The 16,588-nt window shown below is 40.9% G+C and carries 16 protein-coding genes; 6 read left to right on the forward strand and 10 right to left on the reverse strand.

Annotation, left to right across the window (positions count from 1 at the left end; genetic code table 11):
* Window positions 1–6: 6 nt before the first annotated feature.
* Both OCI93_RS02545 and OCI93_RS02550 read left to right on the forward strand, forming a co-directional pair.
* Window positions 7–564 (forward strand): hypothetical protein, encoded by a 558-nt coding sequence (locus OCI93_RS02545; protein ID WP_261625708.1) that lies wholly within the window; start codon window positions 7–9, stop codon window positions 562–564.
* A 219-nt stretch (window positions 565–783) separates the two neighbouring features.
* Window positions 784–1,308 (forward strand): hypothetical protein, encoded by a 525-nt coding sequence (locus OCI93_RS02550; RefSeq protein WP_261625709.1) that lies wholly within the window; start codon window positions 784–786, stop codon window positions 1,306–1,308.
* Between the two features lie 275 nt (window positions 1,309–1,583).
* On the opposite strand, the gene OCI93_RS02555 is transcribed toward OCI93_RS02550, so the two are convergent.
* The 4 genes from OCI93_RS02555 to OCI93_RS02570 form a co-directional block, all read right to left on the reverse strand.
* Entirely contained in the window at window positions 1,584–3,464 is a 1,881-nt protein-coding gene (locus OCI93_RS02555) for a choice-of-anchor I family protein (protein WP_261595281.1), read from the reverse strand.
* Between the two features lie 271 nt (window positions 3,465–3,735).
* Entirely contained in the window at window positions 3,736–6,129 is a 2,394-nt protein-coding gene (locus tag OCI93_RS02560) for a S8 family serine peptidase (protein WP_261625710.1), read from the reverse strand.
* Between the two features lie 390 nt (window positions 6,130–6,519).
* Window positions 6,520–7,788 (reverse strand): HlyC/CorC family transporter, encoded by a 1,269-nt coding sequence (locus OCI93_RS02565; RefSeq protein ID WP_261595283.1) that lies wholly within the window; start codon window positions 7,786–7,788, stop codon window positions 6,520–6,522.
* 61 nt (window positions 7,789–7,849) lie between these two features.
* Complete coding sequence (locus OCI93_RS02570; RefSeq protein ID WP_261595284.1) at window positions 7,850–8,656, reverse strand: cytochrome C assembly family protein; 807 nt, start codon at window positions 8,654–8,656, stop codon at window positions 7,850–7,852.
* 165 nt (window positions 8,657–8,821) lie between these two features.
* On the opposite strand from OCI93_RS02570, the gene ffh reads away from it, so the two are divergent.
* Complete coding sequence (gene ffh / locus OCI93_RS02575; protein WP_261625711.1) at window positions 8,822–10,201, forward strand: signal recognition particle protein; 1,380 nt, start codon at window positions 8,822–8,824, stop codon at window positions 10,199–10,201.
* A gap of 246 nt (window positions 10,202–10,447) precedes the next feature.
* Here ffh and OCI93_RS02580 read toward each other — a convergent pair whose 3' ends face one another.
* The gene (locus OCI93_RS02580) at window positions 10,448–10,741 is read right to left on the reverse strand and encodes a type II toxin-antitoxin system RelE/ParE family toxin (protein ID WP_261595286.1); all 294 of its coding nucleotides are present in this window, start codon (window positions 10,739–10,741) and stop codon (window positions 10,448–10,450) included.
* Complete coding sequence (locus OCI93_RS02585; RefSeq protein WP_261595287.1) at window positions 10,741–10,980, reverse strand: type II toxin-antitoxin system ParD family antitoxin; 240 nt, start codon at window positions 10,978–10,980, stop codon at window positions 10,741–10,743. Before OCI93_RS02585 ends, OCI93_RS02580 begins: the two co-directional genes overlap by 1 nt.
* Before the next feature lie 454 nt (window positions 10,981–11,434).
* On the opposite strand from OCI93_RS02585, the gene OCI93_RS02590 reads away from it, so the two are divergent.
* The 3 genes from OCI93_RS02590 to OCI93_RS02600 all read left to right on the forward strand — a co-directional run bounded on the left by OCI93_RS02590 (window position 11,435) and on the right by OCI93_RS02600 (window position 12,975).
* Window positions 11,435–11,611 (forward strand): hypothetical protein, encoded by a 177-nt coding sequence (locus tag OCI93_RS02590; RefSeq protein WP_261595288.1) that lies wholly within the window; start codon window positions 11,435–11,437, stop codon window positions 11,609–11,611.
* A 410-nt stretch (window positions 11,612–12,021) separates the two neighbouring features.
* On the forward strand, window positions 12,022–12,312 hold the full coding sequence (locus OCI93_RS02595; RefSeq protein ID WP_261595289.1) for a YkgJ family cysteine cluster protein: 291 nt from the start codon (window positions 12,022–12,024) through the stop codon (window positions 12,310–12,312).
* Between the two features lie 288 nt (window positions 12,313–12,600).
* Window positions 12,601–12,975 (forward strand): hypothetical protein, encoded by a 375-nt coding sequence (locus tag OCI93_RS02600; protein WP_261625712.1) that lies wholly within the window; start codon window positions 12,601–12,603, stop codon window positions 12,973–12,975.
* Between the two features lie 78 nt (window positions 12,976–13,053).
* Here the strand turns inward: OCI93_RS02600 and OCI93_RS02605 are convergent, their stop codons facing one another.
* Genes OCI93_RS02605 through OCI93_RS02620 form a run of 4 tightly spaced genes read right to left on the reverse strand, consistent with a single transcriptional unit; the run spans window position 13,054 to window position 16,438 of the window.
* On the reverse strand, window positions 13,054–13,794 hold the full coding sequence (locus OCI93_RS02605; protein ID WP_261625713.1) for a HugZ family pyridoxamine 5'-phosphate oxidase: 741 nt from the start codon (window positions 13,792–13,794) through the stop codon (window positions 13,054–13,056).
* Window positions 13,787–14,584, reverse strand: a complete 798-nt coding sequence (locus tag OCI93_RS02610) for a heme ABC transporter ATP-binding protein (protein WP_261595292.1) — start codon at window positions 14,582–14,584, stop codon at window positions 13,787–13,789. Before OCI93_RS02610 ends, OCI93_RS02605 begins: the two co-directional genes overlap by 8 nt.
* The gene (locus tag OCI93_RS02615) at window positions 14,577–15,626 is read right to left on the reverse strand and encodes a FecCD family ABC transporter permease (RefSeq protein ID WP_261625714.1); all 1,050 of its coding nucleotides are present in this window, start codon (window positions 15,624–15,626) and stop codon (window positions 14,577–14,579) included. The genes OCI93_RS02610 and OCI93_RS02615 overlap by 8 nt, the downstream gene beginning before the upstream one ends.
* Window positions 15,623–16,438: a heme/hemin ABC transporter substrate-binding protein gene (locus tag OCI93_RS02620; protein WP_261595294.1), complete on the reverse strand. Its 816-nt coding sequence runs from the start codon at window positions 16,436–16,438 to the stop codon at window positions 15,623–15,625. The genes OCI93_RS02615 and OCI93_RS02620 overlap by 4 nt, the downstream gene beginning before the upstream one ends.
* Window positions 16,439–16,588 lie beyond the last annotated feature (150 nt).

Below are 16,588 nucleotides of genomic sequence, written 5' to 3' on the forward strand. Positions count from 1 at the left end.
CTTAACATGAATGAGATTTTATATGCTTTAGGGTGGGTATTTAATATTGCTGCATTTTTTATCGTGGTTTTTTGGGGAAAAAAGTTTACAGCTATGAAATGGAAGTTGTTCTTTGGTGTAAAAAAAGACTTAGCATCAGTGCAACACCATGAGCTTTATTCGTGTTTTTTAACCGCATTTTGTTTTCTTCTTTTTCATATTTTAGGCTCTGAATTAGAGCACTTTATGTTATCCCTTGAAATGGAAAAAGTGGAAAAAATTAAACTGTTCTACACGACCAATACGGTTTTTTTATTTATGTTTATCGCCACGCTTTTTTGCTTGCATTTGGTTCGCGGTTGTACATTTTCTAAAGCCGCACGAGTATGCGTATACACCACGTTAGTGTTTATGATGCTACAAGGCATGCAGTTGATAGCGAGAGGCTATTATGATTATCATGAACTTAGCATAATATACAAATTAGGCGTGTGGATATGTAACTTGACCGCTTTGGCATATGTAGCCTCATACCCAATTAAGTCGTTAAAAGACTATTTTAAAGAAAAACGTGCAGCGCAATAACGTGACTATATAAAATCTCATTCAATCAAAATGGCGACATCGAGTCGCCATTTTTACATTTTGTATGTGCTTTTTTTAAATGTATATATCTGAGCTAGTGATTTTTAGCGAAAGCTGAGCGTTATCTGCCATGTTAAAACCGTATATTTATAAACAAATACAGGAGTGATGGTAGCTTTGAGTCCATTTATAGAGTTTTTGGATCACGTAGCGATGATCATGACAGTTTACATTGGGCTGCTCCTATTGTGGTTTATTGTAACGCAGTTTCCGACCTATCGCTGGCGATTATTTTTTGTAAGAAAAGGCGAGCTTAACTCATTACAGCAACATGAAATGTACTCTTGCTTTATTACGGTTACTTGCTTTTTTTTGGTTCAAGTACTCGTTGAACCACTTGAAGTCTATTTATTAATGTTAGACATTGACTTAAATAGTAAAATCAAAATTTTTTACTTATCATGGGTGGGTGTAATTACTATTCTCATTGTCAGTATATTTCTTATGCATAGATTTATTCGGTGTTTATTTTCTGTATCAACCCGTGTTTGTTTATATACATTACTAGTGTCTATTTCTGTTTCGTTTATACAACTGGTTGCCAGAGGCTATTTTGACTACCATGAATTGGGTCTTGTATATGAACTTGGTGGCTGGGGGGCAAGTTTAGTCTCCATCTGTGCGATGTCACTTTACCCAATCAGGCAAACGTTGGCTTATTTTAAACAGGTGCGAGAGGGCTAATCGCAATTGTATTCTTAGTAGCTGATAGTAGCTGATAGTAGCTGAAATCGTATCTAACCGACCTACAGGGGTAGGTCGGTTAAGCCGAAGGCGCCACCCGACAGAGGGTATTTTTTGCACCTAGGTGAGCTGCTCCACTCAACATGAGTTAAAATGGCTCATTTCACCTTGCGCAAAAGGAATGTGAGCGCTTTGCGCTTTGTCATTAAACTTTTGCACCTAACTTGCGCAAAAGAAGCGCACTCACTTCGTTCGCTGTCGCTAGCCTTTTGCACCTAATCTTTCAATGCAATTTGCCAAACGGCTACTGAGCCAGAAATTTCATTACCCACAATCAGTAGTGGTTTGCCAGTAGCGCTTTGCTCAGCAGGTACAAATGCCATACCCTCTGGTGCTAAGTCGCCGCTTATATCTGCGCCTTCAACGGTGCCACGGTTATAAAAGTAATCCGCAAACTTCACGTCATAAGGATTGGTAATGTCGTAAACCATTACGCTACCCATGCGCTCTAAACCAACAAAAGCAAATAAGCGCTCACCAATGTAGCCTAAAGCCAGCGCTTCTGGCTCTGGACCTTTTGCATCAGAGCGTGTGTCGCCTTCGTTGGTATCTTCGTCGTTGTTAAATGCACTGCCGTGAATTGAGGCAGTGATGCGCTCAATTTGGTCGCCAGAATCAAATACCACCATACCGTTACTATCCCAAATGGTGAATGAGCGTGCGCCATAAGTATATAATTGCTCGTATTGACCATCGTTATTGTTATCACCTTTAACCGTAGTCACTTTAAGGCGGCCAATATCATCGTTGTCGTTGTTGAGGTAGGCAAAGTTATCTGCAAGGGTTAAATCTTTAGCGCGGCTTTCGTCAATATACGCTAAGCAGCCATCGTCTTTGTCGTAATCTAAACCGCCTTTGGCAGTACAATCAGCTTCGCTTGTGGTATCAAAGAAGTATTCTCGGCCATCCCCTTCGTTAGCACTAACAATAAAGTTAGCGCCTTTCCATGAAAAGTTAGAGATAGTATCTGGTTGATACATGCCGTATAGGCCTGGGTACGATTTAAAATTAATTTTTCCGTCTTTGTCTGAGGCGTCCATGGTTAGGTTTGACCAGTCTTTAAAGCCAAGACCCATCAGTTTTACACTATTATCGGTTAAATCAACCACCGCAATGGCATTGTTCTCTTGGATTGAAACGTAGGCATAACGGTTATCTTTTGAGATGCTGACATATTCAGGTTCTAAATCCATCGCAACGGTGGTATTAATCAAGTTACCGTTAATAGTGCGTCCTGTTGGATTAGCAAACACTATGCCTTGCGCTTCAAGCTCGGCTTGTTTGTCATTAAATGCTTTAAAGTCAATGTGCGTGGCGGTATCTGCTACTGCGCCATTGGTTATGTTAATTACACTGATAGTGCCTTCTGGGTCAACGCTGTAGTCACCTGCAGGTTCACCTTCATTGGCAACGACGGCTTTAGTACCATCATGGTTAAATGTCACCATGTCAGGCAATGCACCTACGAGTACGTTTTTGATAAATACAGGGGTATCGCCAGAGATATCATAAAATGCAATATGGCCTGCTTCACCGGTTGTTTTAGCGGCCATTGCAACGGCTAGCATTTGGTTGTTGTTATCAATCGCAATACTGTTGGCATCGCCGGGTGTGTGGTCATTCAGTTTTAGTGTTAAGGCACTGCTTAGGTTGGTGTTGGTCGTTACATTTTCGTTATTTTTAGCAAGTACTGCACTGTCAAAAGACGTGGCGGGTAACACTTCTACAACCGCTTGATCGCCTGAGCTGTTGATGGCATAAATCCACTTTTTAGAGGCTTGATAAGCCACAATTTCAGCGGCACCTTCAGGGCTTTGTGCGTTAAGTACAGCGCGGCCGACTAGCTGAATATCTAATAAACGGTTTGCGTCTTGGCCGTCTACACCGTTTTGTCCATTTGCACCGTTTTGTCCATTTGTGCCACTTTGCCCGTTTAGGCCATTGTCTCCATTACTGCCAGCGGGTCCTTGCTCGCCTGCAACACCTTGTGGGCCTTGTGCGCCATTTTTACCATTGTCACCATCGAGTGAGCAACCAGCCAAAATAGCCGTAACAGAGAGTGCGATTAGAGAGTGCTTTAACGAATGTTTTAACATGTGAGACCCTTTTATTTTCATTAATTATAAAAAGGGGACAGTCAAACATAGGTTAATGACTTTGATATGACTATATTATTTCAAATTTATGGCTGGATATGAAAGCTTTTGTAATCTAAGGGGTTGTGACAATATGGCTTTATAAGCATAAGAAGTGAATGTTGTCGCCGATTTAATAAAACCCGACAAATGGTCATCGGGTTTTAAATTAGTGCAATATAGGTTTCACATAAGGTTAGTAAATAGCTCGCTTTTTGTTAGGCTTAAAAATTTAGTTGCTTATGCTGTTTGAACTGGATGAAGCGTTATAACATATGCCTTCTAAGCAGGCCTTGATACGATATTTTCTAGTGCCTGAATTAAGGTTTGACCATGAAATTGAAGAGCTGGATGTGCTGTATTTAAAATCGGTCCAATTGTTGGTGTTGTATTTTATAGCTACTACATAAGAATCTGCACCTTCAACATCAGGCCAATCTACAGTAATAGTATTACCTGATAATGCAGCTACAGGGGTACTTGGTGTTGCCAAACTTATGAATGTAGAGTTAGAAGTAGATGATGCTGCTGAGCAATGGTCATCGTAACAAGCTTTAACACGGTAAGTGCGCGCTCCAGCTGGGAGGTTATGCCAAGTGATTGAATTAGTATTGCTACTAAAGCGAAAAGTTGTCCAACTGTTATTATTATACTTTATCGAAATTAGATAATTATTAGCAAAATGAACGGCTGGCCAATTAACTGTGATTGTTGAGTTATCAGATACTGTGGCTGATGGTGCTGAAGGAGTACTTGGAGCGACTATAACCGTATTTGAACTACTAGACTCGTTTGAACAAGTTTGATCATAGCAAGCTTTTATTTTGTAACTGCGAGCACCAGCCGGTAAATTGCTCCAAGAGAATGATGTACGAGTAGTTGAGTATCTGAAGTCGGTCCAAGTATTGTCATTGTATTTAATGGCGACTAGGTAATTATTAGCGTTGTTTACCGGGCTCCAGGTCGCTGTCACTTTATTTCCTGTTACCTTAGCTATCGGTGCATTTGGTGTGTTAGGAGTTGGAGGCGTGATATAAATGTTGTCAGATGCATTAGATATGTTGGAACACTTTCCTAACCGGCATGCCCGTACTTTAAATTGATAGTTTCCTGAGGCTAAGTTATGTGTCGTGTATGATGAAGATGTACTAGATTCATTAAAGCCAGACCAACTCTGCTGGTTATATCGTGAAGAGATAAAATACTCTTCGGCACCTTGAACTGGTTGCCATGTTAAAGTCACTGTATTGCGGCTTTTGACTTGAGTGCTTAATGCTGTTGGAGTTGCCAGTGTGATTGCGCTTTTTATTGCAGCAGAGGCTGCGAATACATCTAAGCGAGGAAAAGGAAGGTTGTTTCTATTATCAGTCACTTCTTTAGAGTTAGACTCTAAGGTATTTTCAATTTGGTTTGGCGTTAAGTTAGGGTTGATAGATTTGAGTACAGCTATAGCGCCAGTGACGTGAGGGGCAGCCATTGATGTACCTGATTTTATTATATACCTGCCGCGTATAGTAGAAGATAGAATACTTTGCCCTGGAGCTAATATATCAACCAGTGCTGAGCTATTTGAATAACCACTTATATTATCGCTATTATCTCGCGTACTCCCGACGGTAATGGCACTAGAAATACAACCTGGTGCTCCTACACCGTCGCTAAAGCCGCTATTTCCTGATGAAATTACCGTTAGAATACCTCTTGCTCTTAATGTTTCTACTGCATCTGCACGCATGTCATTATTACAGGCTTGTGTATGATGGCCGCCACCAATACTCATATTTATAGCTGCGATGTTGCGTGTTTGAGCATTATTTAAGATCCACTCTAATGCAGCCAGTTGATCTGAAGCATAGGATAGTATGCAAGCTCGGCCCCTACATTGTTCATACTCACGACCAAAGCGAGAAAATACTTGTACTGCGACGATGTCTGCGTTAGGTGCAACACCGCGAGTACTGCCATTACGTCCAGCCGCTATACCTGCTACATGGGTACCATGATCGCATACATTAATACCCGTAGCAGAGCAGTCTGCAGCAGCACCTGAGCCGAATTGCTCATCATTGCCATTAGGGCACAAGCTAGTTGAAAAATTGCTTGTACTGGTTGTTGAAAAGCAAGCTTCTTCGACTAGGCGATCACTGTAAAAGTGATGCCATGATTCAACGCCAGTATCTAATATTGCAATTGCTTGGCCTTGACCCGTATATTGTGCCGTGTGGATTGCATCTGCGCCGATATGTTTGATGGACTCATTAAGCGTTGGTGGAAGTGGAATATCCTCTTGTATCTTAACAACGTAGCCAGATGTTATTAAATTGTCTAGCTGTATTGGGGTTACTTCGTATACCGCTAAGTTAAACGCTGGGATAGAGGTAACTGCCGCTACACCAAGGTTGTTCTGTACTTGATTTATTTGATTATTAAATGCATCAGGCACATTTAGTCCTTTGCTATCTGGCATTGTCAGTTTGACAATGACCCTTACTGAGCCAGCCTTTTGTGCTTTGTTTATGATGGGAGTGAGCAGCTCTGCGTTAGAGTCAATAAGATTATTAGCGTGGGCATGTGCAGCACCAAGCATAAATACAGACGATATAAGTATATTTAAGCACTTGTTCATAGAAGGATCCTTTTCCTTTAATAGCTTTGCCAAGAGTGGCACGGCTATCTTATATTTGTTTTTATAATGGGTGCAAGTATTTCGCATAATTAAGTGATCTATTTTGAAACCCTCTCAATAACAAGCTGCATATATGGCAGTAATAAACTTTGCGCTTCTACCAACCACTATCTTGCACCGGAGAGTTCATATATTTATTGTTACTTGAAATTGCGCTATGAGTTTTAATTGAAGGGAGTGTTGATTTACTAAGATGGTTGAGCTTTTGTTTCAGATTTTTAATACCATAGTTTCTGTTTGTCTACACAGACTGCTCGGTGTGGCGTGTATTCATGACAAGTACCAAGCATACGGACTTGGTACTTATCCTATTAATTGATACTGAGGTGTTTAATGCTTTTTCTTGCCCGGCATTACTTTAACTAGTTTAACCATATTTTCTTTTAACTCAACGACTTCCATTTGATAGTTTGCGATAATTAAGCTAAGCGGGGCGTCGGGAATATCTTCAAGATGCTCAACAATTAAACCGCTGAGTGTTTTAGGGCCTTCGGTTGGTAATACCCAGTTCATTTCTTTATTGATATCACGAATATTTGCAGCTCCATCAACGAGAACTGAACCGTCACTTTGTATATTAACTTCGTCACTGGCTGCAGGCGTTTGTGTGGTAGTAAAGTCGCCAACTACTTCTTCTAGAATATCTTCAAGTGTGACCAGTCCTTGAATATCGCCATACTCATCAACCACAATACCAATACGCTCTTTACTTTGCTGAAACTTTAACAGCTGAGTATTGAGTGAGGTACCTTCTGGAATATAGTAAATTTCACGCACGGCACGTAGCAACGAAGGTTTATCAAATTGCTCTTTAGTGAGCAGACGCAGTGCATCACGCGAATGAATAAAGCCAACCGCATCATCAATTTGGTCTCTAAATAATAGCACTCGGGTATGCTGTGCATGGGTTAGCTTACGCGAAATTATTTTCCAATCATCGTTGATATCAATAGCATTGATCTCGTTGCGCGGGATCATAATGTCTTCAACAGTAACTTGCTCAAGGTCTAAAATTGAGGTGAGCATGTTTTGGTGGTTACTCGGAAGTAGCGCACTTGATTCGTTTACAACCGTTTTTAGCTCTTCTTTACTTAAGCTATGCTCTTCAATTTGTTTATTAGAAATACCAAATAGTTTTAACATACCATTGGTTATCCAATTAACGGTCACTACCAACGGGAAGAGTACTTTTAATAAACCTTTTAAAATAATTGAGCTAGGAAAAGCGACCTTTTCAGGGTAAAGCGCTGCCAATGTTTTTGGTGTTACTTCAGCAAAAATGAGCACCACTAATGTGAGCACAAAGGTTGAAATAGCAATACCCATATCACCATACAAGCGCAAGCCAATAATAGTTGCTACTTGAGCAGCTGCAATGTTTACTAAGTTATTACCAATGAGAATTAGGCCAATGAGCCTGTCAGGGCGCCGTAGCAGTTTACTTACACGTTTAGCTGCACGGTGGTTTTCTTTTTCGAGATGACGCAGTCGAATGCGGTTTATTGACATGATCCCAGTTTCAGAGCTAGAAAAATAGCCTGACATCATGATAAGCAAGCCCAATACAATAAATAAAGTGCTTGTAGATATGTCGTCCAACAGTGGATCCCTTTCTTACTTTTGAGCGTGTATTAAGCGTTAGCTGGCTATAAGAGTCAAGCTAAAACTTACCTAGGATAACTTCTTGAATAAATCTGCTGCCAAAATAAGCAAGTGTCATCAAACCTGAAGCAATCATGATAGAAATTACCACAGATTTGCCACGCCAGCCAAATCTATGATGACCTAAAGTAACCGTTGCAAAAATAGTCCAAGCCATTAAAGACAAGACTGTTTTATGGATAAACTCTTTAGCAAACATGCCATCTAAAAATGTAAACCCTGAGATAAGTGCCAATGTTAACAATGTTGTGCCTATGGTTAGCAGTTGATACAACTGCCTTTCTACTTGCATGAGCGGCGGTAAGTGGCTGTGCATAATTGCGAGGTCTTTATGTTTTAATCGGTTATCTATGTAAAAAAATTGTACCGCATATAAAGTCGCGATAATAAGCACGCAGTAGGCAAGTAAAGACAAAGAAATATGCACCACCAAACCTAAATCAATATTGATGGTTTGCATCACCATGTGATGTGGAATAAAGAGGCTTGCAGTAAGTAAAATGGCAGCAAAGCCATACACTACAGGCAGCAATAAGGTGGCAGGAAACTTTAATGATACTGTGGTGACACTGACTACAATGACCCAACAGGTTAGCAAAGCAACGTTAACGGTGCTTAAATCTTGCCCTTCATGAGTAAACACGGAGTTTACTAGCAGCAGCATATGCGACAAAATTGCCAGTGTACTTAAAATAATGGTGAGCTTTTGATTTGGGCCGTCTTTGTCAAACAGGCGTGATAAAACATGACCTGTGGCAAGCACATAAAACAGACTGGCAAATAAAGACAAGCTAACAATCAACATCAAAGTGTGCCTAATAATAAATTTCCTTTATAGAGCCATTGTATTTTAAGCATTGCTTCTTGCATAGAGTTTCTAAAAAGAAACTTTGTATGCACTTGAACACTGTATTAGTCGGGGCCATATCAGTATAATGTTTAGCAATTACGATTTATTGGAACCTAATACATGTTTGAAAACCTCCAGGACCGTTTAGGTAAAACGCTAAAAAACATCAGCGGCAGAGGCCGTCTAACCGAAGATAATATCAAAGAAACACTGCGCGAAGTCCGTATGGCGCTACTTGAAGCCGATGTCGCGTTACCTGTGGTTCGTGAGTTTGTTAAACAAGTAAAAGAACGTGCGGTTGGCGTTGAAGTAACAAAAAGCCTTAGTCCCGGTCAGGTATTCATTAAAATTGTTCGCGAAGAGCTTGAAAAAGCCATGGGCGAGTCAAATGAAGAGCTGAACCTAGCTGCACAGCCGCCAGCGGTTGTAATGATGGCAGGTCTGCAAGGTGCGGGTAAAACCACCAGTATTGGTAAATTAGCTAAGTTTTTAAAAGAGCGTAAGAAAAAGTCTGTGCTTGTGGTCAGTGCCGACGTATACCGTCCAGCGGCAATCAAGCAGCTTGAAACTTTGGCAAACGAAGTAGACGTTGACTTTTTCCCAAGTGATATTTCGCAAAAGCCAGTCGATATTGCCACTAATGCTATTAGCCACGCCAAGAAAAAGTTCATCGATGTGGTACTTGTTGATACTGCAGGCCGTTTACATGTCGACAACGACATGATGGATGAAATTAAAGCACTGCACAGTGCGATAAACCCAATCGAAACGTTGTTTGTGGTTGACTCAATGACTGGTCAAGATGCGGCCAACACAGCCAAAGCATTTGATGAAGCATTACCATTAACCGGTGTGATTTTAACTAAAACTGATGGTGATGCGCGCGGTGGTGCAGCATTATCGATTCGTCATATTACTGGTAAACCAATTAAATTTATGGGTGTAGGGGAGCGAACTGACGCGTTAGAACCATTCCACCCAGACCGTATAGCGTCTCGTATTTTGGGCATGGGTGATATGTTATCACTCATCGAAGAAGTAGAGATGAAGGTTGATAAAGACAAAGCCGATAAAATGGCTGAAAAGGTCTTTAAAGGCGATGGTTTTACCCTAGAAGACTTTGCTGAGCAGCTTAAGCAAATGAAAAACATGGGCGGTATGATGTCGATGTTAGAAAAACTGCCGGGTATGAACAACCTGCCTGATGCTGTAAAAGGCCAAGTAGGTGATAAAACTTTTGTACAAATGGAAGCTATCATTAGCTCCATGACACCAAAAGAGCGTACACGTCCTGAAATCATCAAAGGCTCACGTAAAAAACGCATTGCAGCAGGCTCTGGTACACAAGTACAAGACATCAACAAATTGTTGAAGCAATTTACGCAAATGCAAAAAATGATGAAAAAGATGAAAGGTAAAGGTGGCATGCAAAAAATGATGCGTGGCATGAAAGGCATGATGCCACCGGGCATGATGGGCGGTGGTGGCCCTAAGTTTTAATGGATAATGAGTGAGAAAAACCCGAGTTAAGCTCGGGTTTTTTGTGCCTATTTGTTAGCACAACGACACTTACACTATGGTCAAAAAACATAACGTTATAAGCCGTTTTTTGTGTTAGAAGTGTTGTTTGTTTATGGCTAGTTGTTTACATTACGCTTTTTGCGTGGGAAGATTGAGACACGTAATATAGCTTGTTTTGTCGGTAGTTATTCCGATATTTTGGGAGAGAATAAGCTGTTATATTTTTCACAGAGCGCGGCTAACATCCATACTCTTGTGTGAGATTCTTACAATTAAAATTTGGCTTGTTTGGTATTCTTTGTAATAAATTACGTGACTACCTTGAGGGCATTTTCGGTAACTTTCTCTTATATAATCGCAACTAACTCCTAACACAGGTTCACTTGCTAGTTGATGGAAAGTATTATCTAACAGCTTTAAATAATCATTCCTTTGTTCTATTCCCCAAGTTAATTGAGTATATCTAGCTATTTTAATTAAATCTGTTTTAGCTTTTCCTGATAATTCAAATTTCGACATTAGTTGTTATCTTTGTCTAGCTCTAAGACTAAGGAATCATACGAATAATCGGCAATACCACTGGTTTCACCTTCTGCAAGCATATTACGTAAATTAAGCATTTTTGTTTCTTGATCTTCCAATACTCTTAAACCAGCACGAACCACTTCACTTGCAGAACCATAGCGACCCGAGTTAAGTTGCTGCGTTATAAATTGATCGAAATGCTCGCCTAATGTTACGCTCGTATTTTTAGCCATAATATAAAACCTCAAGTACCAATATATATTGGATTATGGTATGAAAAATATAGCAAGGCAATCAAACGAACAAAAAACTGTTGGCTTTTTGCTCGTGTCTCGCTAATTTTAGCCAACAGTTTTAAGCCCATTTAATGGGCGTTGAGGTTGTAGAGTTGCTCGTTTCAGGAACTGATGCTATACAGTTTGATCTGTTCGTTTTTTAACTTTTAATTCAATGCTTTACGATTCTTTCGTGACTGTGTATGCAGTATTTTTAACATTATTTTTAATGGTAATAGTCATGGCTTTGGGCAGCTCCTAACAAATTGCTCCACCTGACACATACTGCTGCGTTTGTTTTGTGTGTCGCTGGTGCGCTAATTTTTCCTAAAAATGCTCTTCGCAGTATGTGCAGCAGAGTAAGGCGTCGGTTTCATACATTGGTGTGATACTCATAATAAGGATATTCCAGATGAACGAAGATGACAAAAGTAAAGCACCTAAAGCTAGCAATATGGGACTAGCTATAGCTATGGGAGCTGGAATAGGTATTATTTTTGGCAAATTTGTTTTTGATAATGTGGGTATTGGTATAGTGATCGGTGCAGGAGTTGGTATTGCTTTTAGCCGCTTTAATAAAACCAAATAAAATCAATGCATCATGCGCGCTATGCGTCGGCAGCCATATATCCATCACTACTATAACCATCGCATAACTACGGACAGTCACTTTTCGTGGACAACTACCGGACATTGCTATTTATGCCTTGAGAAGTCAAAAAGTTGAGGCATATATCACGCTTGTTTTGTTAAAAATACTGAAATGGCACCGCTTTTGAACACTTCTCATAAAAGCCAGAATGTACAGCATTCGGGTTTTTCTATGCATAAAACTGTGAATTTATGCTCATTGCCGATAACAAATGAGCGATAGTAAGCTATGAGTTTTGCAAGGATTTAATTATTGGTGCTACCTACGATTATCTAACTTGCCATAAATAGAGAGTAGCTAGATTAGATTTAAGGTATCATGCCTAATTAGTAAAACTTTAGGTACTCATGAATATACCGATTAAAGACGCTCTTTCTACCAGTGTATCTTGCGCTAGTTGCCAAGCATGTTGTTGCCGCCTTGAAGTGATGATTATGTCAGACACCGGCGTGCCAGAAAAGTTTATCCAACGTGATCAGTATGGTGGAGAAACAATGCAACGATTAGGCGACGGCTTATGCGCCGCCTTAGATAGAGAAACTTTTATGTGTACAATTTACGAAAACAGGCCTTGGATATGTCGAGAGTTTGAAATGGGCTCTTACGAGTGTGTAGATGAGCGGGTGAAGCTGTTGTAGTGCGCGATGATATGTTATACCAATTTTATTAAATTATTGATCATTCTAGCGAGCTAAATAACTCATTAACTGCGTTAAACATTTCTCATGTAGAATAACTACATAGCGAAATATTTGCCTTGTTACTAAGCCATTTATCTGCCGCAATATCTGAACACTTACTTAATGCAATTGATATTACTTGGTTTGAAGGGCGATGTTGACATCGTACTTTTTGAGTTTTGCTTGGCAATATCATTTTGGCAAGCTATTAAAGTGTGCCTTTTAGCTGCTTTTTAAGGAGAAAAAATGGTATTTACCTTATATCTATCAGCCATGTTATTGGTCTGCGTTGCGATTGCTCATTCATATCTTGGGGAGCGTTACATTCTATGTAGATTATTTAAACGTAACAACTTGCCAAAGTTATTTGGCAGTGACGACTTTACTAAACGCACGCTGCGTTTTGCATGGCATTTAACGTCTATTGCATGGTTTGGGTTTGCTGGAATAGTCGTTGCTTTAATCCAACCTGAACTGGATAAGTTAGTCGTTGCACAAATTATTGCTGCCACTTTTGGTATTCACTTTTTCATTGCTTTAATAGGCTCTAAAGGCAAGCATCTGTCTTGGGTGTTGTTTGCAACCGTGAGTATTTTAATGCTTATGAGTAAGGGAGTATAAAACTTATGTGGTTGTTTATGCCAAAAGGCTGGATGGCACAATGCGCATCCAACCTATCTGAAGCATGATAAATTAAGGTTAAATAGTACTCAGCTCCGCTTTTTGCTCACGCGCAGCTTTGGTCAACCTGACCAGCTCTTTACGCACTGAAGTTGCATCTAAGCAGTGTTTTTCAAACTGTACATAGTGGTTTTTTTCATTTGCGCGCAGGTAACAACCATCGGTTAAAATAGTGGTCATGGTCACATCTTGCGCTTCAATATTATGGGTTAGCTTTAAAATTAACCGGTTGGCATCGCTGTGATCTTGGTTCATATGCTCAACCATATTGGCTTCGTCATTTAAATCCCATTGCGGTTGAGCCTGCTGCCATTCGTCTTTTTCTATCCAAAATATATGACCGAACCCACCAATGTAACGTACACGTTTTACGTCCATACGCCAAAGTGCAAAATCGTGTGCTTGGCGGTAGCTGACGGCTTCGGGGTATTGTCGCTCGTATCGTGCGAGCAATGCTTCACATTCATCTTCGGGTACTAAAGTGGCATCGCCAACAATGGTTACGCGTGCATGGGCATTTTGGTCCCCTTGCTCGGCGGCATCAAATACCGTCGCACATACTTTGCTATCTTCGGATAAGTTTCTTGAGTGCTGTGCAATGCCTGCAATGTAAAATACTAATCGGCCTTCATTGTCGCTCATAAATGGCGAAACCGAACCAAATGGATACCCAGCTAGGTTTTTAGAAATAGTTGAAATAACGCAAACATTGGATTGTCTGACTAATGTTCGGGCTTCAAAGGCCGCTTGTTCACGCATGGGTTACTCCTCGTTCTGGCTCTGAAAATATCATCGGAATTTGATAATTTGGGTGCGTTGTTATTTGCATATCGGTTTTATAAATAGGTTGTAAAACCGAATGTTGTAAAACCTCTTGTGGCTTACCATCGTGACATAGTCGTCCTTGGTTTAATAATAGTACACGGTCAGCGTACAAAGAGGTTAGGTTTAAATCATGTAACACGGCGACCACGGTATTGCCTTGCTGAGCAAATGCTTTAGCTTTGCTCAAAGTAAGGTGTTGGTGGTGCATGTCAAGTGCTGATGTCGGCTCATCCAGCAACATTAATTTACCCTTTGTGGTACTTTTATGTGCGTTGAGCTGAGCTAAGCAACGGGCAAATTGCACACGTTGAAATTCGCCGCCTGATAATTCAGTGATATCTCTTGGTGCTAATTTAGCTAAGTTTAACTGCGCTATGAGTGTATTGACTACGGCTGCTTGTTCATTTTCAGATTCATGATATGGGTAGCGGCCCATTGCAATCAGTTGCGCGGCAGAAAATGCAAAGTTAACGCGGTTGTTTTGCAAAAGGACCGCTCGCTTGGTAGCAAGCGCTTGTTCGTTATGGGCGGCAATGGCTTTATTGGCAAAACAAATGTTACCAGAAAATGGAATATCGCCACAAATTGCACTTAATAACGTTGATTTACCAGCGCCGTTCTCACCCAGTAGTACCACAAATTCGCCACTGTTAAGTGTAAAGTTAACCGCTTGCAAAATGCATTTTTGTCCTCGTTGAATAGATAACTGCTGACAACTAAGCATGTTGACCTCGCTTTTGCTTTAATAATTGATAAACAAAAAATGGGCTACCAAAGAGCGCTGTGACTATACCAATAGGTAGCTCAGAAGGCGCAACCACTAATCGCGATATCCAATCGGCTATGAGCATGAGCACACAACCGAGTAACATACTCAGTGGCAACATGCGCCTAAGATCAGGCCCTACAAGCAGACGTGCAACGTGAGGCACCAATAGCCCTACAAAGCCAATCATACCAGCCAATGCGACAGCACCGCCAACACCTAGCGCGACAATAATCACAATTTCTGTTTTAAGCTTTGTAACATTAATGCCTAAATGACGGGCCTCTAGTTCACCCAACATGAGCGCATTAATTTTTTTGCGTCGTACAAATAAGGCACCAATACTCACAATAATAAGCGGTGCGCCATATTGCATTGCCGACCAACTTGCGCCACCTAAAGACCCCATCTGCCAATAAGTCATCAAGCGTAAAGCGCTATCATCAGCAAAAAAGCTAAATAAGCCAATTACCGCCATTGCCATCGCATTAATGGCAACACCTGCCAATAATAAGGTGGTGATCTGCACTTGTCCTTGATGGCTCGCTACTTTATGAATAAGCGCCGTTACACTGATAGCACCAATAAAAGCTGCGGGTGTCACCATGGCTTCGTGAATAAAGCTGACTTTGGCACTGAGTGCGATTATAGCTACGGCAGCCATTGCTGCTCCACCTGTAATGCCCATTAGGCTGGGATCTGCCAAAGGGTTTCTGCACAATGCTTGTGTGGCAGCGCCAGAGCTTGCCAATACCGCGCCAATTAAAATCGCCAACACGAGTCTAGGTAAGCGAATTTGAGTTACAACGCTGATATGTAGTGGCTGAACATCGCTGGTCATGGATTCAGGTAATAACCATAAAATTGGCATTTTCCAGTCCCAGCCAACGGCACCGCTACTAAGTGATAACCAAGCCAGCACGCCCAGTAGTGCTGCACTTAACCAATACCAGTGAATATGCTGTGTGGTATTAAGGAGTGGGTGCGCAATATTGTTCATAATGTATTGCGTGTGTAGTTCGCCAAAATAGCAATGGCTTCAGGTAAACGCGATGTCATAGCGACCGATATTAAGGTATCCATTACCAGTAACTTGCATTTTTGTGCCGCAGGTAAAAGTGCCAATGAAGGTTGCTTACAAAACGCTTCTTTGCCGCCTAGCGACTGTACGTTGTGGCTAGGAGCAATGATAAAGTCGGGGTTGCTTGCTAGCAGAGCTTCGAGGTTATATGGCTTAAAGCCAGACCCAGTTGCTAAATTTTTGATACCTGTATAGCGTAATAACACATCTGGTACGGTTTCTTTACCAGCAACCAGTACACCGCGATCACCAGATGAAAAAATATATAGCGCGGTGAGGTTGGTGGTTTTAGTGGGCTTGGGCAGTTGCTGTGTTAGCTTCTTAATTAGTGCTGTTGCATTATGTTGTTTGTTTAGGTCGTCACCTATGGTTTTTATTAGCGCAAATAACTCATTCACTTGGGTGGGCTTTTTGTAGTGATTAAGGCGAATACCGGTATCACGTAGCTGAGTGAGTACTTCAGGTCGGCCACTTCCTTCAAGTGTTAAAACAAGCGTTGGTGATTGCGCTAATATTCCTTCAGCTGCTAAATCTCGGTAATAGCCAATTTTGGGTAAAGCGGTGGCTTGCTCAGGCCAAGTGCTTGATGTATCCACGGCAACAACTTGATTGCCAGCACCCAGTGCAAACACGATATCTGTTAATGTTCCACCGGCAATGACCAAACGCTCAGCGTGAGCGCTAAAGCTATGTATAAACAATGTTAAGAATAGATATAGTTTTAGTTTCATCTTTTTCTCGTCTTTTATGAACTTACTTTTTTGAGCAGCTGTTGCTTGTTTAGCTTGTTAGCACGCGCTACTTGAGGAGTGTAGTGTATAAAAAAAGGGGGGTTAAATCTATATCTAAGTGATAGTTATTTTCATTTGCATTTATGTTGT

Source organism: Pseudoalteromonas holothuriae, from assembly GCF_945859825.1.
GTDB lineage: Bacteria > Pseudomonadota > Gammaproteobacteria > Enterobacterales > Alteromonadaceae > Pseudoalteromonas > Pseudoalteromonas holothuriae.

What these genes read in the sequence shown, in the direction of transcription:
- OCI93_RS02545 (WP_261625708.1), top strand. Translation starts at nt 7, where the DNA reads ATGAATGAGATTTTATATGCTTTAGGGTGGGTATTTAATATTGCTGCA.
- OCI93_RS02550 (WP_261625709.1), top strand. Translation starts at nt 784, where the DNA reads ATGACAGTTTACATTGGGCTGCTCCTATTGTGGTTTATTGTAACGCAG.
- OCI93_RS02555 (WP_261595281.1), bottom strand. Translation starts at nt 3,464, where the DNA reads ATGTTAAAACATTCGTTAAAGCACTCTCTAATCGCACTCTCTGTTACG.
- OCI93_RS02560 (WP_261625710.1), bottom strand. Translation starts at nt 6,129, where the DNA reads ATGAACAAGTGCTTAAATATACTTATATCGTCTGTATTTATGCTTGGT.
- OCI93_RS02570 (WP_261595284.1), bottom strand. Translation starts at nt 8,656, where the DNA reads ATGTTGATTGTTAGCTTGTCTTTATTTGCCAGTCTGTTTTATGTGCTT.
- ffh (WP_261625711.1), top strand. Translation starts at nt 8,822, where the DNA reads ATGTTTGAAAACCTCCAGGACCGTTTAGGTAAAACGCTAAAAAACATC.
- OCI93_RS02580 (WP_261595286.1), bottom strand. Translation starts at nt 10,741, where the DNA reads ATGTCGAAATTTGAATTATCAGGAAAAGCTAAAACAGATTTAATTAAA.
- OCI93_RS02585 (WP_261595287.1), bottom strand. Translation starts at nt 10,980, where the DNA reads ATGGCTAAAAATACGAGCGTAACATTAGGCGAGCATTTCGATCAATTT.
- OCI93_RS02590 (WP_261595288.1), top strand. Translation starts at nt 11,435, where the DNA reads ATGAACGAAGATGACAAAAGTAAAGCACCTAAAGCTAGCAATATGGGA.
- OCI93_RS02595 (WP_261595289.1), top strand. Translation starts at nt 12,022, where the DNA reads ATGAATATACCGATTAAAGACGCTCTTTCTACCAGTGTATCTTGCGCT.
- OCI93_RS02600 (WP_261625712.1), top strand. Translation starts at nt 12,601, where the DNA reads ATGGTATTTACCTTATATCTATCAGCCATGTTATTGGTCTGCGTTGCG.
- OCI93_RS02605 (WP_261625713.1), bottom strand. Translation starts at nt 13,794, where the DNA reads ATGCGTGAACAAGCGGCCTTTGAAGCCCGAACATTAGTCAGACAATCC.
- OCI93_RS02610 (WP_261595292.1), bottom strand. Translation starts at nt 14,584, where the DNA reads ATGCTTAGTTGTCAGCAGTTATCTATTCAACGAGGACAAAAATGCATT.
- OCI93_RS02615 (WP_261625714.1), bottom strand. Translation starts at nt 15,626, where the DNA reads ATGAACAATATTGCGCACCCACTCCTTAATACCACACAGCATATTCAC.
- OCI93_RS02620 (WP_261595294.1), bottom strand. Translation starts at nt 16,438, where the DNA reads ATGAAACTAAAACTATATCTATTCTTAACATTGTTTATACATAGCTTT.